We start from the raw sequence: 21,780 nt of genomic DNA on the forward strand, positions 1-21,780 counted from the left end.
GAGCGGGTGAACGCGATCGGCTACGGCTCCGGGGCGCTGATCGCCGGGGAGAAGGGCGCGGACTCCGGCCCCGGGCCGGAAAGGGCTGTCGGCGCGGGCGTCGTTCTGGCACGAGCCCCCGTCGTGGACGATGCACTGAGACGGCGCCGGCAACGGAGCGGCCGGAGGTACGGGACGGTCGCGGCGGCGGCGGTGCTGGGGCTGGCCTGCTGGGACCCGCGGGACGGGCGGATCGGTTGGGGGTTCAACGCCGGGTTGCTGGCCGGGCCGGTCGCGGCGGGCCTGCTCTGGGCGGCCTACCTGCTCGGGCCCGGACGGCGGGCCGGACTGCGGGTCGGCGGCTGGACGTTCGGGGCCGGCGCCCCGCTGCGCTCCTCGCGGCGGGTGCACGGCGGCTGGCAGCTGCGCCGCTTCCCGCTGCCGCTGGTGCGGCCGCTCGGCGTCAGCCGGGAGGCACCCGCGGACGGGCGCGGCCTGCTGCCGGGCCTGTCGGCGTACTGCGCGGTCGTCCTGCTCGGCGCGGGGCTGCTCGCACTCACGGGCGGGGACTTCGGCCGGGCCGCCGCGATGGTCTGCCTGCTGGCAGCGGCGGGCCACGTGGTGCTGCTGCTCGGACACCAGGCGACGCCCGCGGCCGCCGCGCCCGCCCCCGCGCTGCTGGAGGTGACCGAGGCGGTGCAGCGCGACGTCGCCGAGGCCCGCCGGCTGCTGGACGCGCTGCCGCCCGGGCTCGACAGCCGGGACGTCCGGATGGCCGTGCTGATCGCCGAGGGCCGGTACCGCGAGACCGCCGAACTCGCCGCTGAGGTGGCCGCCGCCGGCGACGGCACCGCCGTCCTGGTCCACGCCCGGGCGCTCGCCTACCTGGACGAGACCGGCGCCGCCGACGACGCCGACCGCGCGGCCTTCCACGCCCGGTACGCCGCCGCCCGCCGGCTGCCGCGCGCGCACCGGACCGGCAGCGACCTGGAGGCTCTGCGCGAACTCGCCCTGGGCCAGGGCGGGTTGGCGATCGACGAGGCCCGCTCGGCGGCCGCCGTCGGCAGCTTCCCGCTGCGCTGCGGCATGGCGTACGCGACCCTGGCGCTGGCCCTGCACCGGGCCGGCCGCCCCGAGGAGGCCCGTGCCGCGCTGGCCGCGGCCCGCGAGGCCGGCCCGGCCACCGCCCGGCTGGAGTTCCTGACCGGGCTGATCGGCGCCCCCGGCGACGGCCTGAGCGTTCAGCCCGCCGCCTCCGCCGCGCAGGCGCGGACCAGCGCCAGGGCCGCGTCCAGCCGTGCGTGCTCCGCGGCGTCCAGCATCGGGTCGGCGGCGCGGCGGGCCCGGGCGGCGGCGAGGTGGTGCGCGGCGAGCGGGGGCAGGTCGCGCAGCAGCGGGACGAGCAGGGCCGGGCCGGGCGGCGCCGCGCGGCGGCACGGCGTGCAGGCGGTTCAGCAGGTCGGCGAGCATCCGCCCGGCCGCCTCCGGGGTGAGCTCCCCGGCGGTGACGGCCCGCGCCGCCCGGAAAACCGGGTGCCCGCCGAGCCGCGCCCGCGTGACAATGGCGGAATGATCGCACACGCCCCCGAGGGCGACACCGAGATCCCGGCCGCCGTCGTCGAGTTGGCGGTCGGCGAGCCGATCGCCGCGGTGTGGCGCAACGAGCTGAAGGGCGTGACCTTCCGGCTCGGCGACGGGCCGGGGCGCCGGTTCGCGAAGTGGGCGCCGGCCGGCAGCGGGGTCGACCTCGCGGTCGAGGCGGAACGGACGCGCTGGGCCCGGCCGTTCACCGCCGTCCCGGAGGTGCTGGGGCTGGGCGGCGACGAGCACGGCAGCTGGCTGCTGACGGCTGGGCTGCCGGGGCGTTCCGCCGTCGAGCCCGAGCTGCGGGCCGACCCGGAGACCGCGGTCCGGGCGATCGGCGAGGGCCTGCGGGCCCTGCACGAGGCGCTGCCGGTCGCCGACTGCCCGTACGAGTGGTCCACCGCGGAGCGTGTCGCCCGGGCCGCCGAGCTGCGCCGCCCCCCGGAGGAGTGGTACCCGGCGCTGCGCCACCACGGCACGGTGGAGCGGGCACTGGCCGTGCTGGCCGACCCGCCGCCGGTGGACCGCGCGGTGGTCTGCCACGGCGACCCGTGCGCGCCCAACACCCTGGTCGGCGACGACGGCCGCCCGTCCGGGCACGTCGACCTGGGCGCGCTGGGCGTCGCCGACCGCTGGGCGGACCTCGCGGTGGCGTCCTGGAGCACGGTGTGGAACTACGGCCCCGGCTGGGAGCTCCCGCTGCTGGCGGCGTACGGCGTCGAGCCGGACGCCGAACGGCTCGACTACTACCGCCTGTTGTGGGACTTGTCGTAGCCGCCGGTGGCACCATGTCCGGTGCCGCCCGACGACGGGCCGGCGGGCACCACCGGACGAGGAGTCGGGGACATGGGTCGGAAGTTCGTGGTCAAGGAGCGCCTCTTCGCGGTCGGTGACGACTACTGGGTCGAGGACGAGCACGGCGAGAAGGCGTTCCTGGTGGACGGCAAGGTGCTGCGGCTGCGCGACACCTTCGAACTGCGGGACACCGAGGGCAACACGGTCGCCACCATCCGGGAGAAGGTGCTGACCGTCCGCGACGCGATGAAGATCGAGAACGCGGACGGGGACGTGGTCGCGACCGTCCGCAAGAAGCTGTTCACCCCGTTCCACGACAAGTACCACGTGGAGCTGGCGGACGGCGGCGAGTACGAGGTGCACGGCGACCTGCTCGACAAGGAGTACACCGTCAAGGGCGACGGCCACCGCCTCGCCGAGGTCTCCCGCAAGTGGTTCCGGATCCGCGACACCTACGGCGTGGAGGTCGAGGACGGCGCCGACGTCCCGCTGATGATCGCGATCGCGGTCTGCCTGGACCGCCTGGTCGAGCACAACGACTGAGCCCCGCCGGCCGGCCCGTGCGCTATGTTGTGCCGGTCCTCGGCACGGCGGCGGAGGGCGGACGGGCCGGAGGGGCGGGAGCCGCGGGCATGAACGACATCCTTCACCAGCTGGGGTACGCGGCGGCGTACGGCGCGGTCGGCCTGGTCCTGCTGCTGCTCGGGGTGCTGCTGGTCGACGCGCTGACGCCCGGCGAGCTGCGCCGGCAGATCTGGGTCGAGCGCAACCGGAACGCCGCCGTCGTGCTCAGCTCGGCGCTGCTGGCGATCGGCGCGATCGTGTTCACCGCCGTGATGTCGACCTACCAGGACTTCGTCAAGGGCCTGGTCGCGGCCGCCGTGTTCGGCCTGTTCGGCCTGCTGCTGATGGCGGTGTCGTTCCGGGTGCTCGACCTGGTCACGCCCGGCCGGCTCGGCGAGCTGCTGGTCGACGACGAGCCGCACCCGGCGGTCTGGGTGACCGCCTCCACCAACCTGGCGGTCGCCGCGATCGTCTCCGCCGCCATCTACTGACCGCCGGCTGCCGGCGGCCCGCTCAGCCGGCCGCCAGCCGCTCGGTCAGCCGGGCCCGGGCGGCGGGCCACTCGTCGGCCAGCATCGAGAAGTACACGCTGTCCCGCCAGCTGCCGTCGGCCCGCCGCTTGGCGCGCCGGAAGGTGCCCTCGTAGGAGGCGCCGAGGCGGCGGATCGCGTTCTGCGAGCGCTCGTTGAGGTGGTCGGTCTTCCAGTAGACCCGGCCCATGCCGAGGTCCTCGAAGGCGTGTCCGAGCAGCAGCAGTTTCGCCTCGGTGTTGACCGCCGTCCGCCACACCGCGCGACCGTACCAGGTGCCGCCGATCTCCAGCTGCTCCTCGGCGGCGCTGGCGTCGAAGTAGCAGCTCACCCCGACCGCCCGGCCGCCGGCCCGCTCGACCACCGCGAACGGCGTGCTGGTCCGGTCGGCGAGCCGGGCGTCGACCACCGCCGCCATCTCCGCCTCGGTGCGCGGCACGGGCACCGGGATCCACCGCCACACCTCCTCGTCCCCGCCGCCGGCCGCGAACAGGTCGGGCACGTGGGCGCGGGTCAGCGGCTCCAGCCGGACGTGCCGGCCGGTCAGCAGGACGGGTGCGGGCAGTTTCGCGGTCATGCGCCCCACCGTAGGGGCACATTGCACCAGTAGCAAGTCTCAATTGCACTAGTGCAAAAGCGTCCGGGCGTGCGAGAGGCCCGGCACCCCGCTCGACCGGGGGGCGCCGGGCCTCTTCGCGCGCCTTACAGGAAGGAGTTGACCTGGATGGTCTCGGTCCGGCCGGGGCCGACGCCGATCGCCGAGATCGGGGCGCCCGACATCTCCTCCAGCGCCTTCACGTACGCCTGCGCGTTCTTCGGCAGGTCGGCGAAGGTCTGGGCCTTCGAGATGTCCTCGGTCCAGCCGGGGAGGTTCTCGTAGATCGGCTTCGCGTGGTGGAAGTCCGACTGGTTGTAGGGGAGTTCCTCGACCCGCTTGCCGTCGATCTCGTACGCGACGCAGACCGGGATCTGCTCCCAGCCGGTCAGCACGTCCAGCTTGGTGAGGAAGAAGTCGGTCAGGCCGTTGACCCGGGTCGCGTAGCGGGCGATCACCGCGTCGAACCAGCCGCAGCGCCGGTCGCGCCCGGTGGTGACGCCGCGCTCGCCGCCGATCCGGCGCAGCGCGTCGCCGTCGGCGTCCAGCAGCTCGGTCGGGAACGGGCCCGAGCCGACGCGGGTGGTGTACGCCTTCAGGATGCCGATGACCCGGTCGATCTTGGTCGGGCCGATGCCGGAGCCGGTGCAGGCGCCGCCCGAGGTCGGGTTCGACGAGGTGACGAACGGGTACGTGCCGTGGTCGACGTCCAGCAGGGTGCCCTGGCCGCCCTCCAGCAGGACGACCTTGTCCGCCTTCAGCGCCTCGTCCAGGACCAGGGTGGTGTCGGCCAGGTACGGCTTGATCTTGTCGGCGTAGCCCAGGTACTCCTCGAGCACCAGCTCGGCCGGGATCGCGCGCCGGTTGTAGAGCTTGACCAGCAGCTGGTTCTTGTCGTGCAGCGCGGCTTCGATCTTCTGGCGCAGGATCGACTCGTCGAACAGGTCCTGGACCCGGATGCCGACGCGGTTGATCTTGTCGGCGTAGGCGGGGCCGATGCCCCGGCCGGTGGTGCCGATCCGGCGCTTGCCGAGGAAGCGCTCGGTGACCTTGTCCAGCGTCCGGTGGTACGGGGTGATCAGGTGCGCGTTGCCCGAGATCAGCAGCTTCGAGGTGTCGATGCCGCGCTCGTCCAGGCCCTTGAGTTCGGAGAGCAGCACGCCCGGGTCGATCACGACGCCGTTGCCGATCACCGGCACGACGTTCGGGCTGAGGATGCCGGAGGGCAGCAGGTGCAGGGCGTACTTCTGGTCGCCGATGACCACCGTGTGACCGGCGTTGTTGCCGCCCTGGTAGCGGACGACGTAGTCGACGGAGCCGCCGAGGAGGTCGGTCGCCTTCCCCTTGCCCTCGTCTCCCCACTGGGCACCAACGAGCACGAGTGCCGGCACAGGCGTACACCCCTTCCGGTTGGGGCATCCTGCGTAGACCGCAGTCTGGCCCGAGATGAACGAAGCCCCTGGCGCAATGGCGCAAGGGGCTCTTGCACCGAGAGATTACCTGAGGAAGGACCGGTCGTGTCGTCGCTGTCCACGCCCGCATCCCAGTCCCCGGACGCCGCCGGGGGCCCCGGGCCGCTGCTGGTGCTGCTCGACCCGTCGGCGCGGGAGGCCGACGGCGAGTCGGTGCGGATCGCCAAGGACGTGCTGTGCGGCGGCGCCGACGTGAAGATCGCGCTGCCCGAGAGCCCGTCCGAGCTCGACCGGGTGCTCGCCCACCGGGGCCGGCGCCGGGCCGTGGTGATCGGCTCCGACCAGGCCCTGCAGCGGGTGCTCCAGGCCCTGCACCGGCAGCGCGAGCTGGACGCCGACCCGGTCGGCCTGGTCCCGGTCGGCGGACCGGTCGCCACCGCCACCGCCCGGCTGCTCGGCGTGCCCGCCGAGCCGGTCGCGGCGGCCCGCGCGGTGCTGGCCGGCGCCGCCCGCCGGCTCGACCTGCTGCTGGACGACGGCGGCGGCGTGGTGCTGGCCGAAGTGCGCTTCACCGGCCCCCGGCAGGGCCGAACGGGTGGATGGCGTTCGCTATGGGCGAAACTGGCTGCGGCCGAGCAGGCGAGTCCCGCCGGCCCGGAGGAGCTCCGGATCGAGGCCGACGGCCGCCTGCTGGCCGACGTCCACCAGCGGGTCCGCCAGCTGCGGGTGGCCGTGGTCGACGGCGCGATGGAGCTCGCCCTCGACCTCGACGGCCGCCCGCAGCGGCACCGGGCCGGCCGGCTCACCGTCGCCGGGCGCGGCTTCGGCTACGAGGCCGACGGCTGCCCGGTCGGCCCGGTCCGGCACCGCACCTGGACGGTCCGCCCGGAGTCCTGGCAGCTGCTGCTGCCGACCCCCTGAACGGCCCCGACGGGTTGCTTCCGGGCTCCGACGGGCCGCTTCCGGGCTGTCGGTCACCCAGGGTGAGCAGGCTCACGTTCCGGGCGCCCGTCCGCTGTGCGAAGCCCTGATGACAAGGGCGTGAAGGTGGCCGCCCGCTGTCCGAAAAGCTGGTAAGAGGCGGTATCTACGCGCGTACCAGGAGCCTGCCATCAGGCCGTTCGCCCAGGCTGCCCTAGACTCGGAGACGTGCCACGTGGTGACGGACGACTCAATCACGACCTGCTCCCCGGCGAGAAGGGCCCCCAGGACGCTTGCGGCGTCTTCGGGGTCTGGGCCCCCGGCGAGGAGGTCGCGAAGCTCACGTACTTCGGCCTCTATGCCCTGCAGCACCGCGGACAGGAATCCGCGGGCATCGCAGTGAGCAACGGCTCCCAGATTCTCGTCTTCAAGGACATGGGGCTCGTGTCCCAGGTCTTCGACGAGACCTCCCTGGGGTCGCTGCACGGGCATATCGCCGTCGGACATGCCCGCTACTCGACCACCGGGTCCTCGGTCTGGGAGAACGCCCAGCCGACCTTCCGCGCGACCGTCCACGGTTCGCTGGCCCTCGGCCACAACGGAAACCTGGTCAACACCGCCGAACTCGCGGCGATGGTCGCCGAACTGCCGGGCGAGGAGCACGTCTCCCGCTCCGGCCGGACCGCGGCCACCAACGACACCGACCTGCTGACCGCCCTGCTGGCCGGCCACCCGGACCTCTCCATCGAGGAGACGGCCCGCAAGGTGCTGCCCGACGTCAAGGGCGCCTTCTCGCTGGTGTTCATGGACGAGCACACGCTCTACGCGGCCCGCGACCCGCAGGGCATCCGCCCGCTGGTGCTCGGCCGGATCGAGCGCGGCTGGGTGGTCGCCTCCGAGACCTCCGCCCTCGACATCGTCGGCGCCAGCTTCATCCGCGAGGTGGAGCCCGGCGAGCTGATCGCCATCGACGAGAACGGCATGCGCACCTCGCGCTTCGCCGAGGCCAAGCCCAAGGGCTGTGTCTTCGAGTACGTGTACCTGGCCCGCCCGGACACCACCATCTCCGGCCGCAACGTGCACCTCTCCCGGGTGGAGATGGGCCGCAAGCTGGCCGCCGAGGCCCCGGCCGAGGCCGACCTGGTGATAGCCACGCCGGAGTCCGGCACGCCCGCCGCGATCGGCTACGCCGAGGCCAGCGGCATCCCGTTCGGCTCCGGCCTGGTGAAGAACGCCTACGTCGGCCGGACCTTCATCCAGCCGAACCAGACGATCCGGCAGCTCGGCATCCGGCTCAAGCTCAACCCGCTCAAGGAGGTCATCCGGGGCAAGCGCCTGGTGGTCGTCGACGACTCGATCGTCCGCGGCAACACCCAGCGCGCGCTGGTCCGGATGCTCCGCGAGGCCGGTGCGGCCGAGGTCCACATCCGGATCTCCTCGCCGCCGGTGAAGTGGCCGTGCTTCTTCGGCATCGACTTCGCCACCCGCGCCGAGCTGATCGCCAACGGCCTGTCGGTCGACGAGATCGGCCGCTCGCTGGGCGCCGACTCGCTGGCCTACATCTCGATCGACGGGATGATCGAGGCCACCAAGCAGCCCAAGGACCAGCTCTGCCGGGCCTGCTTCGACGGCGAGTACCCGATGGAGCTGCCCGACCCGGCGCTGCTCGGCAAGCTCCTCCTCGAAGCCGAAATCGCCGGCGGGCAGGCCAAGCAGCCCGTCCGCGGCGGCAAGCAGACCAGCGACCTCGACGGCGTGCAGTCGCTGCTGGGCGGCGCCGGCGCGGCGGACGCGCTGCGACGCCCGTAACCGTGCGCACCGCCCCCGGCACGTGGCCGGGGGCACCGCTCCCGGCCCCGGCCGGGGGAGGCGGCACCACCACTTCGAAAGGGCCACACCAGGTGACCAGCAACGAGACCGGGGCGACCTACGCCGCCGCGGGTGTCGACATCGAGGCCGGCGACCGCGCCGTCGAGCTGATGAAGCAGTGGGTGAAGAAGAGCAGCCGGCCCGAGGTGGTCGGCGGGCTCGGCGGCTTCGCCGGACTGTTCGACGCCTCCGCCTTCAAGCGCTACGAGCGCCCGCTGCTGGCCACCGCCACCGACGGCGTCGGCACCAAGGTCGCCATCGCCCAGGCTCTGGACAAGCACGACACCATCGGCCACGACCTGGTCGCGATGGTCGTCGACGACCTGGTGGTGTGCGGTGCCGAGCCGCTGTTCATGACCGACTACATCTGCGTCGGCAAGGTCGTCCCGGAGCGGGTCGCCTCGATCGTCAAGGGCATCGCCGAGGGCTGCACGCTGGCCGGCTGCGCGCTGGTCGGCGGCGAGACCGCCGAGCACCCGGGCCTGCTCGGCCCGGACGAGTACGACGTCGCGGGCGCCGGCACCGGCGTGGTCGAGGCGGACGCCCTGCTCGGCCCGGAGCGGGTCCGCGCGGGCGACGTGGTGATCGCGATGGCCGCCTCCGGCCTGCACTCCAACGGCTACTCGCTGGTCCGGCACGTGCTGCTGAACCAGGCCGGCTGGTCGCTGGACCGCCGGGTCGAGGAGTTCGGCCGGACCCTCGGCGAGGAGCTCCTGGAGCCCACCAAGATCTACTCGCTGGACTGCCTGGCGCTCACCCGCGCCACCGAGATCCACGCCTTCTCGCACGTCACCGGCGGCGGCCTGGCCGCCAACCTGGCCCGGGTCATTCCGGACGGCCTGCACGCCCGGCTGGACCGCGGCACCTGGACGCCGCTCCCGGTGTTCCGGACCGTCGCCAAGGTCGGCGCCATGCAGACCCTGGAGATCGAGAAGACCCTGAACATGGGCGTCGGCATGGTCGCCGTCGTCCCGCCGGAGTCGGTCGACACCGTCCTCGCCGTCCTGGAGGACCGCGGCGTCGAGGCCTGGCTGCTCGGCGACGTGGTCGACCGCACCGCCGAGCACGACGGCGGCGCCGCGCTGTACAACGCCTACGAGGCTTTCTGAGCCCCGCGTTCCCGGGCACACCGAGGGGCCCCGCCGCACCGCGGCGGGGCCCCTCGCGCTCCCCGGCCCGGCCGGCCCGCCCTGCCGAGGGCACGCCGAAGACCGGCCCGGCGCCCGCGGGGGGCGGCCGGACCGGTCCGGTCGAAGAGCGTTACGCGCGGCGACGAGCCGGAGGGGTGTCCTCGTCCTCGTCGTCATCGTCGTCGTTGTACATGTCCGCGTACACCGCGTAAGGGTCGTCCTCGTCGTCGTCGTCCTCGATCGGCTCAGGCTCGATCGCGGTGGACGGAGATACACCCAGCTCGTGAGACAGACGGTTAGCGTCGAACCCGCCGCTGTTGTACTTCAGCTCGCGGGCGACCTTCGTCTGCTTGGCCTTGGCCCGGCCGCGCCCCATGGGTCGACCCCCTCAACGGTGGGGCTCACGGCCCCGAGTCTGACACGTGTTGATGATCAGGTCCGGCCCGCCCGAAGTGGGAAACCGTCCCTTGGAGCATTAACGGTACCTGTTTCCGCCGCCGGACGGTACGTCGCCGGTGTCACGTGGCGCGCACCCGAGCCCCCCCGAACCAGGTCCGCCCAGGTCAGAGGGGAATTCCGGGCCTTTCGCAGGCTGTCCGGCCCAGGGCCGGTTCCGTCGTTCCTGCAGAGATTATCCCCCGAAGGGGGCGCGGTATCGCCCGATCGGGGGACGGAGTGAGAATCCGGTTCCACATCGTGATGCGCGGGGCCCGGCGTTCCGGCCCCGCGCACCACGGCGCCGCGGAGCCGGCGGTCAGCTCCGGCGGGCCGCCGGGAGCAGCACCGAGCGGAGCGCGCTGATCTCCCGCATCCGCTTCTCGGCGAGCCGGTCGGCGGCCAGCGCGGGCGGGATCCCGTCGGCGGCGGCCCGGGTGAAGATCTCCAGCGTGGTGTCGAAGATCCGGGTGGCCTTCTTCTTGGCCCGGTCGAAGTCGAAGCCCTCGATCTCGTCGGCGACCTGGATCACGCCGCCGGAGTTCACCAGGTAGTCCGGCGCGTACAGGATGCCGCGCTCGGCCAGGTCCTTCTCGACGCCGGGGTGGGCGAGCTGGTTGTTGGCCGCGCCGCAGACGATCGCGGTGCCGGCCGCGCCGAGCGCGCCGACGGTCTCGTCGGTCAGCGCGCCGCCGAGCGCGCAGGGGGCGTAGACGTCCAGGCCGGAGGCCAGCAGGGCGGCGGTGTCGGCCGCCACCCCGACCTCCGGGTGGGCGGCCCGGACGCGGTTCACGGCGGTCTCGGAGACGTCCGTGACGACCACGGTGGCGCCGTCCTCGACCAGGTGGCCGACCAGGTAGTGGCCGACCTTGCCGACGCCCGCCACGCCGACCCGCTTCCCGCGCAGGGTGGGCTGGCCCCAGCGGGCCCGCGCGGAGGCGCGCATGCCCTGGAAGACGCCGAAGGCGGTCAGGATGGACGAGTCGCCGGCGCCGCCGTGCTCGGGCGAGCGGCCGGTCACGAAGGACGTCTCGCGGGCCACCACGTCCATGTCCTGCACGTAGGTGCCCACGTCGCAGGCGGTCACGTAGCGGCCGCGCAGCGACTCGACGAAGCGGCCGTAGGCGCGCAGCACGGCCTCGTTCTTGTCCTGGGCCGGGTCGCCGATGATGACGGCCTTGCCGCCGCCGAGGTCGAGCCCGGCGAGGGCGTTCTTGTAGCTCATCCCGCGCGAGAGGTTCAGCGCGTCCTGGAGCGCCTCCTCCTCGGTCGGGTACGGGAAGAAGCGGGTGCCGCCCAGGGCCGGGCCGAGCGCGGTGGAGTGGATGGCGATGATCGCCTTGAGGCCGGAGGAGCGGTCGTGGCAGAGCACGACCTGCTCGTGCCCCCCGTCCTCGGTGCCGGCTCCGAAGACCCGGCTCAGCACGCCTGGTGCGGGGTGCGTGGTGTGTACGTCGGTCACGGTGGTGACTCCAGTAGGGGATGGCCCGCGGCGGTGGTGCGGGCGTCTGGTCGAAGCCTAGTGGCGGGGCCGCCTTCGAATCTGCCCCTCGGAGACCCCGGAGGCACAACGACCGAAGCCTTCCGGCCGACACCCTGACGCTTCCGGGGGGCGCGTGCGACGATGCGGAGCGTGACCGTCTGGCGCACGACCGTGCTTCCGCCGTACACCGCCCAGCTGCGGGTCTACGAGCCGCTGGCCGCCTTCCCCGAGCCCGACCGCGCCCGCTGGCAGGCCCGCGCGGCCGCGCACGGCCCCGACGCCGAGGGCCCGGACCGGCCGGTGACCGCGGCGGCGCTGGCCGAACAGCGGGCCGCGCTGGCCGAGCTGGCGGCCCTGACGCCCCGTCCGCTGCCCGAGCAGGAGGACGGGCGGGCCTACCTGCGGCTGCTGGACGGGGTGCTGCACGTCTGCCCCTGGACGACCCGGCTGCGGGCCTGGCAGGCCCTCCAGGAGCTCCAGCGGACGCTGCCCGCGCACCTGGTGGACACCGTGCTGCCGCCGGCCCTGCGGGCCGCCGCGGAGGCCGGGCGGGCGCACTGGCAGCAGGAGCACCCCGACGCCCGGCCGTGGATCGCCTCCAGCCGCTGGGAGGTGCCGCTGCACTGGTTCCTGCCGTTCGGCGAGGAGGACCGGCGGCACGTGCCGGCCGGCGAGTACGGCTCCTCCGGGGAGGACGAGCGGCCGGAGCCCGCCGCGCTGTTCTACCTGACGCCGATGGCGCAGGCCCGCCGCCGGGTGGCCCGGGCCTACCGGGTGCTGCGGGAGCGGACGCCGGGCGGGTCGCTGGCGGACGGCGCCGAGGAGGTCGGGCGCTGGCTGGAGGAGTTCCACCCGCGCTCGCTGGTGGAGCTGGACTACGGCGGCCTGGCCCGGCTGCTCGGCCCACGCGCGCTGGCCGAGGAGCACTCGGTGGGCGAACTCGCGGACGGGCTGGGCGCGCTGCGGGCCGGGGACGCCGCGGCGGCGCTGCGGGCCTACGAGCGGCTCACCGCGCGCTGGCGGCGGGTGCTGGCGCTGCGGCAGGCGTCCTGAGCCGGGAGCGCGCGGCGAGCCGCTCGCAGGCCGCTCCGGGGCGGGCGCCCCGGAGCGGCTGACAGAGGTCGGTGGCAACCTTTGGGCCCTGAGGGCGCGTCATGAAAATGCCACTGGCCTGATCCCGGTGCCGCGCGGGAGGATGGTCCATACCATTGGGACGATTTCCGGGACCATGGTCCCGGATCGGGTCAATCCCCATGGAACGTGATACTACTCACCGTTGACGCGAACTCAGACCTATATGCCAAAATGGGACAACCAGCCCAAGCACACACAGGCGTGTCGCACCGTGACCGGACGTCACCACCGCGTGACTGTCCGCTATGGGGTGGTCCGGGGCCTTCCGTCGCTCTTGAACCCGTGAGGGGTCAATTTTGACGGTTTGGCCGATGGGGCTGGACGGATGGTGTAGTTGTAGACACCGGGACAAGCCGTTCGTCCTATAACCGACTCGGCCCGTCCGTGCCATTTCGGGCATCGCGGGCCAAGGTGCAGAATTTGAAGGATAGAACCGCCCTGGTTCGGTTCTCCGAGGAGGCCGCTCATGACCGCTCGTACCCCTGACGCCGAGCCCCTGCTGACGCCGGCAGAGGTCGCCACCATGTTCCGTGTGGACCCGAAGACCGTGACGCGCTGGGCCAAGGCCGGCAAGCTCACGTCGATCCGCACGCTCGGCGGCCACCGCCGCTACCGCGAGGCGGAGGTGCGTGCCCTGCTGGCCGGTATTCCGGCCCAGCGCACCGAGGCCTGACCCCCGTTCTTCCCAGGCAGCCCCCCGACTCCGCCGGGCCGGGGCGCCGCCGACAGCCTGAGGGCCGCTTCCTCCGACTCCGCCGGGTCGGAGGGGGCGGCCCTCACGCGTGTCCGGAAGTCGCCGCCCGGGAGCGGCGGAAGGGGGCGGAAGAGCTGCGGAAGGGCCGCAGAAGGAGCCGGCCGGGCGGAACGGACGATTCCCTTTGGGGCGGTTGGGAGAGGGGGGCATTACCGGGAAAGGCAGTACAATTTTACATATTAAATCAGGGCACTTTGCGGAGATGGTCACGAAGTGGCATCTCAAAAGGGGTTCAGTGACGGTGATCACAGCCGCCCCGCCTTGTGTGGCGCCCGGAAATGCGATAAGGCCCGGAACCTTACGGTTCCGGGCCTTACGCTACTGCGATCCCGACGGGACTTGAACCCGCGACCTCCACCTTGACAGGGTGGCGAGCTAACCAACTGCTCCACGGGACCAGTGTTCTGATCCTTGCCCGCCTGCTCTCGCCTGCGAACAAGACAGACTGTACTGCATCACGACCCCCCAGGTCGAACCGGCTCCGGAGGCCCCCGGAGCCGGCCCGGCCCGGCCGTCAGAGGGTGGCCGCCGCGGCCTCCATCGCCTTCAGGATCCGCTTCTCCGACACCGGACTCGGCGTGCCGAGGCCCTGGGCGAAGAAGCTCACCCGCAGCTCCTCGATCATCCAGCGGACCGCCTTCACCTCCGGCGACGGCTCCCGCCCGGCCGGCACCTTCGCCAGCAGCTCCCCGTACGCCTGCTGCACGGCCTGTACCTTCACCAGGTTCTGCAGGTCGCGCTGCGGGTGGTTGGGCAGCGCCTCCAACCGGCGGTCCACCGCCAGCAGGTAACGCTTCAGGTCGCCCAGCCGCGACCAGCCGGTGGCGGTCACGAAGCCCGGGTGCACCAGCGAGGCCAGGTGCAGCCGGACGTCGTTCACCGCGGACAGCAGCACCGGGCTGGAGACCGACTTCAGCCGGGTGGACGCCTTGTGGAAGGCGATCAGCGCCGTCGCCGTCTTCAGCGTGGTGTCCGCCGACAGCTCGTACAGGTCCGCCCGGACCTTGTCGTACAGCGCGCCGAACGCCTCCGCGTCCCAGACCACGCCGCCGTTCAGCGCCATCAGGCGGTCGGTCGCCGCCGCCACCACGTCCTCGAACAGGGCCGGGATCGAGCCGTGCGGGTTGTACGACAGGGCGAGCTTCGCCTGGTTGCCCAGCCGGCCCTGGATCGACTTGGCCGGGGAGTTGACCTGGAGCATCAGCAGCCGGCGGGTGCCCGCCCACATCGCCCGCTGCTGGGCCTCCGGGGTGTCGAACAGCTTGATGCCGACCGTCGTGCCCTCGTCCACCAGCGCCGGGTAGGCGCGCAGCGAGTGGCCCTTGGAGCGCTGCTCGAAGGTGCGCTGCAGGACCGGCAGGTCGGCCGGCCAGGCGGTCAGGCCGGTGCGCTCGATGCCGCGGCCGGACGCGGCGCTGGACAGCGTCTCGGACAGCTTCGGCTGGAGCTTCAGCCGCAGCTCCTCCAGGTCCTTGGACTCGGCGAGCTTCCGCTTGCCGTCCACCACCCGGAAGGTCACCTTCAGGTGGTCCGGGATCCGCTCCTCGTCCCACGCCTCCGGCGGGATCGGCAGGCCCGACATCCGGTGCAGCACCCGCTCCAGCGTCGGCAGCAGGGGCTCCTGCCGGTCGGTCAGCTCGCGCATCGCCGCCCGGGCGTAGTCCGGGGCGGGGACGAAGTTGCGGCGCACCGCCTTCGGCAGCGAGCGGATCCAGGCCGTCACCAGCTCGGCGCGCAGGCCCGGGATCTGCCAGTCGAAGCCCTCCGACACCACCTGGTTCAGCACCGCCAGCGGGATGTGCACCGTCACGCCGTCCGCGTCGCTGCCCGGCTCGAACTGGTACGTCAGCGGGAAGCGCAGCTTGCCCTGCTGCCAGAAGTCCGGGTAGTCGTCCTCGGCGATCCCGTCCGCCGAGTCGTTGATCAGCATCGACTTCTCGAAGTTCAGCAGGTCGGGCCGGTCGTGCCGGGCCTTCTTCCACCAGGAGTCGAAGTGCCGCCCGGAGACGACGTCCGCGGGCAGCCGGGCGTCGTAGAAGTCGAACAGGGTCTGGTCGTCGACCAGGATGTCCCGGCGGCGGGCCCGGTTCTCCAGCTCCTCGACCTCGTCGAGCAGCTTGCGGTTCTCGGCGAAGAACCTGTGGTGGGTCTCCCAGTCGCCCTCCACCAGCGCGGTCCGGATGAACAGCTCCCGGCACAGCTCCGGGTCGATCCGGCCGTAGTTGACCTTCCGCTGGGCGACGACCGGCAGCCCGTACAGGGTCACCCGCTCGTACGCCAGCACCGCGCCGGCCTTCTTCTCCCAGTGCGGCTCGCTGTACGTGCGCTTGATCAGGTGCGCCGCCAGCGGCTCCACCCACTCCGGCTCGATCTTCGCGTTGATCCGCGCCCACAGCCGGGAGGTCTCCACCAGCTCGGCCGACATCACCCAGCGCGGCGGCTTCTTGAACAGCCCCGAACCCGGGAACACCGCGAACCGGGCGCCGCGGGCGCCCGCGTACTCGCGCTTCTCCACGTCGAACAGGCCGAGGTGGGAGAGCAGGCCGGAGAGCAGCGCCTGGTGGATCCGGTCGGCGTCCGGCTCGGCGTCGTCCAAGGGCTCGTCGATCGTCACGCCGAGCTGCTTGGCGATGGTGCGCAGCTGGACGTAGACGTCCTGCCACTCCCGTATCCGCAGGTAGTTCAGGAACTCGGACTTGCACATCCGGCGGAACGCCGAGGAGGACAGCTCCTTCTGCTGCTCCCGCACGTAGCGCCAGATCGACAGGTAGGACAGGAAGTCGGAGGTCTCCGACTGGAAGCGGCGGTGCCGGTCGTCGGCGGCCTGCCGCTTCTCGGCCGGGCGCTCGCGCGGGTCCTGGATGGAGAGCGCGGCGGCGATCACCATCACGTCCCGGACGCAGCCGAGGCGGTCGGCCTCCAGCACCATCCGGGCCATCCGCGGGTCGACCGGCAGTTGGGCGAGCTTGCGGCCCAGCCCGGTCAGCCGCTTGCGGTGGTCCTTCTCGTCCGGGTCGAGGGCGCCCAGCTCGTGCAGCAGGTTGACGCCGTCCTTGATGTTCCGGGAGTCCGGCGGGTCGAGGAACGGGAAGGCGGCGATGTCGCCCAGGCCCGCCGCCGTCATCTGCAGGATCACCGAGGCCAGGTTGGTGCGCAGGATCTCGGGGTCGGTGAACTCGGGACGGGAGAGGAAGTCCTCCTCCGAGTACAGCCGGACGCAGATGCCGTCCGAGGTGCGGCCGCAGCGGCCCTTGCGCTGGTTGGCGCTGGCCTGGCTGACCGCCTCGATCGGCAGCCGCTGGACCTTGGTGCGGTGGCTGTAGCGGGAGATCCGGGCGGTGCCCGGGTCGATCACGTACTTGATGCCGGGGACGGTCAGCGAGGTCTCGGCGACGTTGGTGGCCAGCACGACCCGGCGCTGCGAGGAGCGCTGGAAGACCCGGTGCTGCTCGGCCGAGGAGAGCCGGGCGTAGAGCGGGAGGACCTCGGTGGACCGCAGCTTCAGCTTGGTCAGCGCGTCCGCGGTGTCGCGGATCTCGCGCTCGCCGGAGAGGAACACCAGGATGTCGCCCGGGCCCTCGGCCTGGAGCTCCTCGACGGCGTCGCAGATGCCCTGGATCTGGTCCCGGTCGCGGTCCCGGTCGCCGCCGTCCTCGTCCTCGGGGTCCTCGTCGTCGACCAGCGGCCGGTAGCGGACCTCCACCGGGTAGGTGCGGCCGGAGACCTCGATGATCGGGGCGTCGCCGAAGTGCGCGGCGAACCGCTCCGGGTCGATGGTCGCCGAGGTGATGACGACCTTGAGGTCGGGGCGGCGGGGCAGCAGCTGCTTGAGGTAGCCGAGCAGGAAGTCGATGTTCAGGCTGCGCTCGTGCGCCTCGTCGATGATCAGGGTGTCGTACTGGCGCAGGTCCCGGTCGGTCTGGATCTCGGCCAGCAGGATGCCGTCCGTCATCAGCTTCACCAGGGTGTCCTGGCCGGCCTGGTCGGTGAACCTGACCTTCCAGCCGACCGCCTCGCCCAGCGGGGTGTCCAGCTCCTCGGCGACCCGCTCGGCGACCGTGCGGGCGGCGATCCGGCGCGGCTGGGTGTGGCCGATCAGGCCCTGCACGCCGCGGCCCAGCTCCAGGCAGATCTTCGGGATCTGGGTGGTCTTGCCGGAGCCGGTCTCGCCCGCCACGATCACCACCTGGTGGTCGCGGACGGCGGCCAGGATCTCGTCCTTCTTCTGCGCGACCGGCAGCTCCTGCGGGTACCTGATCACCGGCACCGCGGCCCGGCGGGACGCCACCCGGGCCTCGGAGCGGTCGAAGTCGGCGGCCAGCCCGGTCAGCGCCTGCTGCCGGCCCTCGGCCGACCTGACCTTGCGGGTGCCCTCCAGGCGGCGGCCGAGGCGCTGCGCGTCGCGCAGCATCACGCCGGGCAGCCGGGCGGCCAGCTCCGCGAACGTGGGGGCGGGCTGCGGGGCTACGGGAGAACTCACTGCGGGCATCCCTCTAGGTTGCAAAATTCCGGTCCGGGGCGCACCTCGGTTTTCGAGCACGTCCAGTGTCACAGGCGGGGCGGGCGGATCGCGAACAGCGGCCGGGCCGCGGCCGGGCCGGCCCGACCGGAGCGGCACCGGGCCGGCACCGGGCCGGAACCGGCGGGGCGCCGTCCGGTAACCGCGGGGCACCCACCCGTATCGCGCCGGGAGCGTACTGACTAGCCTGTGGGGAACGGACTTTCGGGGAAACGCCACGGGGAAACAGGGGGACGGATCATGGATCTGATCGGAGACATCAAGCACCTCGCCGGTGACGCGGTCAAGGTCGTCGAGGACGTCGTGATGGCGCCCGCCGAGATCGCGCACTGGGCGCTCAGCAAGATGTTCGGCGACGCCGACGCCGAACTGAACAAGATCGCCCAGGAGCTGGCCGAACTGGGCAAGCAGGTCGACGCCCTCGGCCGCGACGTCAGCTCGGTCCTCGGCAGCCTGCACTGGCACGGCCGCGCCGCCGACGCCTTCACCGCGCACGCCCAGGGCCGGGTCCGCGAGCTGAACACCGTCGCGGACGAGCTGGGCCAGCTCAGCGGCTCGGTCAAGCAGCTCGCCAACGTCCTGTAACCACGTCCCGCATCCGTGACGAGGCGAGTACGAGGAGACAGGTGATGACGGGGAACCAGTTCGGCTTCCAGGCCGGTGAACTGCAGAAGATCCAGCGCGACTTCGAGCAGGTCAACCAGCGCATGGAGGAGATGACCGGGAAGATCGGCCACATCAAGGCGACCATCGCGAAGGCGGCGGCCACCGACGTCCTCTCCGGCTGGATCATGGGGGTCCTCGGCGCGGGGAAGATCCTGGCCGAGGTCACCAAGGACGTGCACGACATCCACTCCCGCGCCGAGGCCCTGGCCAAGAGCAAGGAGAAGCTCACCAAGGAGCTCGGCGAGGACGTCGCGAAGATCAGGAAGATGATCGCCGCGTACGAGGAGGTCGAGCGGAAGATCGCCGAGGACCTCAAGCGCAAGCACCAGGAACAGGCCAAGCCGCCGGCGCCGAAGAAGCCCTCGCCCAGCACCGGGATCGACGGGACCGGCAACGGCGGTGGCACCCACAAGCCGCAGCCGCAGCCGCAGCCGCCGTCCCCCTCCACCGGCATCGACGGCGGAGGCGACGGCGGCACCGGCACGGTCACCGGAGGCCCGGGCGGCAAGCACGACGGCCCGAGCATCAAGGACCGGTCGACCGGCGACTGGCAGACCCACATGATCAACGGCAAGGGCTGGGACGACTGGAGCCGGGACAGGAACGGCCGGATCAGCAAGGTCCACCTGAAGAACGGCCAGGGCAAGGGCGTCCTCGCCAAGCCCAACCTGGCCGGCGTCTCGGCCGAGCGCCAGGCCATCGTCGGACGCGCGCTGGAGCGCGCCGAGCACAAGCTCGGCTACAGCCAGGGCGCCGTCACCAACGGCTACCGGGTGGACTGCTCGGGCCTGGTCTCCTGCGCCTGGGGCCTGCCGGGCCCCGGCCTCGACACCCACGGCCTGATGAGGAGCAGCGTCTCGCACCACATCGGCAAGGACGACCTCAAGCCGGGCGACGCGATGATCGCCGGCGACCACACCGTCCTGTTCGGCGGCTGGACGGACTCCTCGCACACCAGCTACATCGGCATCGAGGACAGCGGCGACGCGGGCATGGTCTCCCGGAAGATCCCCTACCCGTACTTCCACGGCGGCAACGCCTACCAGCCGTACCGGCGCAACGGCGTCGAGTGAGCCGGTAGCCGACACGGCGTCAGGGCGCCCTCCCGGTCCGGCCGGGAGGGCGCCCTGACGCTTTCCGTCCTGACGCTTTCGGGCGGGTGCCGCGCGCGGTTCGGGCCGTTCGGGCGGTTCAGGCGGTGAACGCGCGGACCAGGCCGACGAAGGCGTCGGGCTGCTCGTACACCACCACGTGGCCGCTCTCCAGCGCCTCGAAGCGGGCGGCGGGCAGGGCGTCGGCGAGCTCGCGGGTCAGCGCGAAGGGGACGGTGCCGTCCTTGGTGCAGCCGATCACCAGGGTCTCGGCGGTGATCCGGGGCAGCAGCGGGCGCAGGTCGGCGCGCAGGTTCAGGTCGATGTGGCGCAGCGCGCCCTCGGACGGCCGGTTGCCCGCGATGATGCCGGCCAGCGCGTCCGGGCCCAGCACGGTCATGAACTCGGGGCTGAACGCCGTCAGGGTGCCGAACCGGCCGAACGCGGTCGGGTCGTCCTTCAGGCCGGCCCAGGTGGTCATGTGGGTGTGCAGGTAGAGGTGGTCCGGGCGGGCCCAGCCGGCGGTCAGGACCAGCCGGCGCACCAGGTCCGGGCGGAGCGCCGCCACCGTCGCGGAGACCACCGCGCCCAGCGAGAACCCCACCAGGTCGACCGGCGCGCCGCCCTCGGCCTCGATCACCGCGATGATCTGGCCCGCCAGCAGCTCCGCCGTCAGCTCCCCGCCGTCGTCGACGGTCTCGCCGCACCCCGCGAAGTCCGGCAGCACCACCCGGCGGTCGGCGTCGAAGTGCCGGACGAGGTGGCCGAAGGTGCCGTCGGCGCCGAAGCCGGTGCCGTGCACCAGCACCAGGGCCGGCGCCGCACTGTCGGCCGGGCCGGCGGTGCGGTACGCCACGGTGGCGGTGGTGGTGGTGGCGGTGCTGGTCACGGGTGCTCCTCGGCGAGGGTGGCGGCTGGTCGGGCCCTCGGTCTCGGCCCTGCTACGAGCAGAACACTACACCGGGTAGTGCAATTGGTCTACTGCACCGTGCAGTGTACTTCGGTGGCCCGCCGAACCCCCGGAGGCGGGGGCGGGGCGGTCAGGCGGCGGGGCGGTAGATCTTCAGGAACGCGTCCACGCCGGAGCTGACGATCTCGGCGGCCTCCGCCCCGGGCACCGGCAGCGCGCCGTAGAAGGTGAGCTGGGCGACCGCCATGAACGCCAGCTGGTTGAAGTGGCCGGCCGCCCGGCCCGCGTCCTCGACGTCGAGCAGTCCCCGCTCGGCCAGCTCGCCGATCCGGCGGGTCAGCTCGCGGTGCGACTCGCGCGGCCCGGCCTCCTGCCACGCCTCCAGGACGGCCGGGTTGATGTGGGTGGCCTCGGACTCGATGGTGCGCACCAGCGCCCAGTGCTCGGCGAACGAGGACAGGCCGGCCACCCGGTCCATCGCGAAGTCCACCAGGTCCGCGCGCAGGTCGACCACCTTGCGGAAGTGCCGGTCGGCGATCCGCGCGTGGTCCTCGGCGACCTCGGTGGCGCCCTCCAGGATCACGGTCTGGAACAGCTGCTCCTTGTCCGTGAAGTGGTTGTAGACGGTGCGCTTGGAGACCCCGGCCTCGGCGGCGATGGCGTCCACGCTGCACCGGGTGAAGCCCTCGCGGCCGAAGACCGTGCGGGCGGCGCGGACGATGGCGGCGCGCTTCTCGGGCATGCCGCGGCGGGTGGGGGCGGGCTGGGTCACGGTCGGCTCCGGGTGGGTGGGCAAGCGGTCGGGCGGTCGGGCGGTCGGGCGGGAGATTGCACTACATCGTGTAGTTTACTCGGCTCGGCGGGCCGCCGGGTTTCCGGGCCGTCCGGTTAGGGTGGGCTGATGAGCGAGCAGCGGCGGCGGGCGGGATTCGAGGCGGACCCGACGGCGGTCCACCCGGTGGCCCGGGTGGCCTTCGGGGTGGCGGGCGCGGCGTTGATCGTGGTGGGCGTGGTGCTGCTGGTGCTGCCCGGCCCCGGCATGCTGCTCCTGCTGGCCGGCATGGTGCTGGTCGCCCGCGCGGTCCCGGCCTTCGCCCGGTACGTCGAACCCGTCCGGGCCAAGGCCATGCAGGGCGTCGAGGCGAGCGTCGCCTCGGGCTGGCGGATCGCCGGCTCGGTCCTCGCCGGACTCGGCCTGGTCGCGGCGGGCGTCGTCGCCGTTGCCGTCCCCACCCTGCCGCTGGCCGGCTGGGCGACCGGCGCGAGCCTGGTCCTCTCCGGGCTGATCCTGCTCGGCCTGCTGGCCTGGAGCCACCGCCGGGTGCACGGACGGCGCTGAGGCCCCGGCCCCCGCCCGTACTGCCCCTGGTGCCGCGTCAGGCGGCCTTCGCCCGTCGCGACGCCCGGCA

18 protein-coding genes and 1 tRNA gene are annotated in these 21,780 nt (G+C 72.8%); 11 read left to right on the plus strand and 8 right to left on the minus strand.

The annotated features are described in order from the left end of the window. Positions 1 to 123: 123 nt before the first annotated feature. From KSE_RS44865 to KSE_RS20450, 3 genes are all read left to right on the plus strand, one after another. Positions 124 to 2,337 carry an aminoglycoside 3'-phosphotransferase gene (locus KSE_RS44865; RefSeq protein ID WP_231873197.1) on the plus strand — a complete coding sequence of 738 codons (2,214 nt, stop codon included), beginning with the start codon at positions 124 to 126 and terminating at the stop codon, positions 2,335 to 2,337. Positions 2,338 to 2,409: 72 nt separating this feature from the next. Continuing rightward, positions 2,410 to 2,901: an LURP-one-related/scramblase family protein gene (locus tag KSE_RS20445; protein WP_014137243.1), complete on the plus strand. Its 492-nt coding sequence runs from the start codon at positions 2,410 to 2,412 to the stop codon at positions 2,899 to 2,901. 89 nt (positions 2,902 to 2,990) lie between these two features. Next, complete coding sequence (locus tag KSE_RS20450) at positions 2,991 to 3,413, plus strand: DUF350 domain-containing protein (protein WP_014137244.1); 423 nt, start codon at positions 2,991 to 2,993, stop codon at positions 3,411 to 3,413. A 22-nt stretch (positions 3,414 to 3,435) separates the two neighbouring features. Here KSE_RS20450 and KSE_RS20455 read toward each other — a convergent pair whose 3' ends face one another. Next, positions 3,436 to 4,029 (minus strand): GNAT family N-acetyltransferase, encoded by a 594-nt coding sequence (locus KSE_RS20455; protein WP_014137245.1) that lies wholly within the window; start codon positions 4,027 to 4,029, stop codon positions 3,436 to 3,438. Positions 4,030 to 4,154: 125 nt separating this feature from the next. Beyond that, positions 4,155 to 5,438 (minus strand): adenylosuccinate synthase, encoded by a 1,284-nt coding sequence (locus KSE_RS20460; RefSeq protein ID WP_014137246.1) that lies wholly within the window; start codon positions 5,436 to 5,438, stop codon positions 4,155 to 4,157. Between the two features lie 126 nt (positions 5,439 to 5,564). Here KSE_RS20460 and KSE_RS20465 point away from each other — a divergent pair, with 126 nt between their 5' ends. The 3 genes from KSE_RS20465 (at position 5,565) to purM (ending at position 9,358) form a co-directional block, all read left to right on the plus strand. After that, entirely contained in the window at positions 5,565 to 6,380 is an 816-nt protein-coding gene (locus KSE_RS20465) for a hypothetical protein (RefSeq protein ID WP_014137247.1), read from the plus strand. A 228-nt stretch (positions 6,381 to 6,608) separates the two neighbouring features. Then, positions 6,609 to 8,189, plus strand: a complete 1,581-nt coding sequence (purF, locus tag KSE_RS20470) for an amidophosphoribosyltransferase (RefSeq protein WP_014137248.1) — start codon at positions 6,609 to 6,611, stop codon at positions 8,187 to 8,189. A 92-nt stretch (positions 8,190 to 8,281) separates the two neighbouring features. Next, positions 8,282 to 9,358 (plus strand): phosphoribosylformylglycinamidine cyclo-ligase, encoded by a 1,077-nt coding sequence (purM, locus tag KSE_RS20475; RefSeq protein ID WP_014137249.1) that lies wholly within the window; start codon positions 8,282 to 8,284, stop codon positions 9,356 to 9,358. Positions 9,359 to 9,509: 151 nt separating this feature from the next. Here purM and KSE_RS20480 read toward each other — a convergent pair whose 3' ends face one another. Further along, positions 9,510 to 9,755: a DUF3073 domain-containing protein gene (locus tag KSE_RS20480; RefSeq protein ID WP_014137250.1), complete on the minus strand. Its 246-nt coding sequence runs from the start codon at positions 9,753 to 9,755 to the stop codon at positions 9,510 to 9,512. A gap of 378 nt (positions 9,756 to 10,133) precedes the next feature. Then, positions 10,134 to 11,276 (minus strand): Glu/Leu/Phe/Val dehydrogenase dimerization domain-containing protein, encoded by a 1,143-nt coding sequence (locus KSE_RS20485; protein WP_033259393.1) that lies wholly within the window; start codon positions 11,274 to 11,276, stop codon positions 10,134 to 10,136. 171 nt (positions 11,277 to 11,447) lie between these two features. Here KSE_RS20485 and KSE_RS20490 point away from each other — a divergent pair, with 171 nt between their 5' ends. Together KSE_RS20490 and bldC are read left to right on the plus strand one after the other, a co-directional pair. After that, positions 11,448 to 12,350, plus strand: coding sequence for a hypothetical protein (locus KSE_RS20490; RefSeq protein WP_407927444.1), 903 nt, complete (start codon positions 11,448 to 11,450; stop codon positions 12,348 to 12,350). A gap of 547 nt (positions 12,351 to 12,897) precedes the next feature. After that, positions 12,898 to 13,104 carry a developmental transcriptional regulator BldC gene (bldC, locus tag KSE_RS20495; protein ID WP_014137253.1) on the plus strand — a complete coding sequence of 69 codons (207 nt, stop codon included), beginning with the start codon at positions 12,898 to 12,900 and terminating at the stop codon, positions 13,102 to 13,104. A gap of 405 nt (positions 13,105 to 13,509) precedes the next feature. Here bldC and KSE_RS20500 read toward each other — a convergent pair. Together KSE_RS20500 and hrpA are read right to left on the minus strand one after the other, a co-directional pair. Next, a tRNA-Asp gene (locus tag KSE_RS20500) sits at positions 13,510 to 13,583 on the minus strand. 116 nt (positions 13,584 to 13,699) lie between these two features. After that, positions 13,700 to 17,674 (minus strand): ATP-dependent RNA helicase HrpA, encoded by a 3,975-nt coding sequence (hrpA, locus tag KSE_RS20505; RefSeq protein WP_033259394.1) that lies wholly within the window; start codon positions 17,672 to 17,674, stop codon positions 13,700 to 13,702. Between the two features lie 270 nt (positions 17,675 to 17,944). Between hrpA and KSE_RS20510 the strand changes: the two genes are divergently transcribed. Beyond that, a complete protein-coding gene (locus tag KSE_RS20510) occupies positions 17,945 to 18,289 on the plus strand; it encodes a WXG100 family type VII secretion target (RefSeq protein WP_106437699.1) in 345 nt (114 codons plus the stop codon). Positions 18,290 to 18,333: 44 nt separating this feature from the next. Further along, on the plus strand, positions 18,334 to 19,443 hold the full coding sequence (locus KSE_RS38650) for an NlpC/P60 family protein (RefSeq protein ID WP_014137256.1): 1,110 nt from the start codon (positions 18,334 to 18,336) through the stop codon (positions 19,441 to 19,443). A gap of 118 nt (positions 19,444 to 19,561) precedes the next feature. Here the strand turns inward: KSE_RS38650 and KSE_RS20520 are convergent, their stop codons facing one another. Both KSE_RS20520 and KSE_RS20525 read right to left on the minus strand, forming a co-directional pair. Continuing rightward, on the minus strand, positions 19,562 to 20,350 hold the full coding sequence (locus tag KSE_RS20520) for an alpha/beta fold hydrolase (RefSeq protein ID WP_014137257.1): 789 nt from the start codon (positions 20,348 to 20,350) through the stop codon (positions 19,562 to 19,564). Positions 20,351 to 20,501: 151 nt separating this feature from the next. Next, positions 20,502 to 21,143: a TetR/AcrR family transcriptional regulator gene (locus KSE_RS20525; RefSeq protein ID WP_014137258.1), complete on the minus strand. Its 642-nt coding sequence runs from the start codon at positions 21,141 to 21,143 to the stop codon at positions 20,502 to 20,504. 129 nt (positions 21,144 to 21,272) lie between these two features. Between KSE_RS20525 and KSE_RS20530 the strand changes: the two genes are divergently transcribed. Continuing rightward, positions 21,273 to 21,710: a PGPGW domain-containing protein gene (locus tag KSE_RS20530; protein WP_014137259.1), complete on the plus strand. Its 438-nt coding sequence runs from the start codon at positions 21,273 to 21,275 to the stop codon at positions 21,708 to 21,710. Positions 21,711 to 21,780: the final 70 nt, after the last annotated feature.

This window comes from Kitasatospora setae KM-6054, from assembly GCF_000269985.1.
GTDB lineage: Bacteria > Actinomycetota > Actinomycetes > Streptomycetales > Streptomycetaceae > Kitasatospora > Kitasatospora setae.

Bases quoted from the DNA above. Each gene is read 5' to 3' on its own strand.
- KSE_RS20445 (WP_014137243.1), top strand. From the start codon at position 2,410: ATGGGTCGGAAGTTCGTGGTCAAGGAGCGCCTCTTCGCGGTCGGTGAC.
- KSE_RS20450 (WP_014137244.1), top strand. From the start codon at position 2,991: ATGAACGACATCCTTCACCAGCTGGGGTACGCGGCGGCGTACGGCGCG.
- KSE_RS20455 (WP_014137245.1), bottom strand. From the start codon at position 4,029: ATGACCGCGAAACTGCCCGCACCCGTCCTGCTGACCGGCCGGCACGTC.
- KSE_RS20480 (WP_014137250.1), bottom strand. From the start codon at position 9,755: ATGGGGCGCGGCCGGGCCAAGGCCAAGCAGACGAAGGTCGCCCGCGAG.
- bldC (WP_014137253.1), top strand. From the start codon at position 12,898: ATGACCGCTCGTACCCCTGACGCCGAGCCCCTGCTGACGCCGGCAGAG.
- hrpA (WP_033259394.1), bottom strand. From the start codon at position 17,674: ATGCCCGCAGTGAGTTCTCCCGTAGCCCCGCAGCCCGCCCCCACGTTC.
- KSE_RS20510 (WP_106437699.1), top strand. From the start codon at position 17,945: ATGGATCTGATCGGAGACATCAAGCACCTCGCCGGTGACGCGGTCAAG.
- KSE_RS38650 (WP_014137256.1), top strand. From the start codon at position 18,334: ATGACGGGGAACCAGTTCGGCTTCCAGGCCGGTGAACTGCAGAAGATC.
- KSE_RS20530 (WP_014137259.1), top strand. From the start codon at position 21,273: ATGAGCGAGCAGCGGCGGCGGGCGGGATTCGAGGCGGACCCGACGGCG.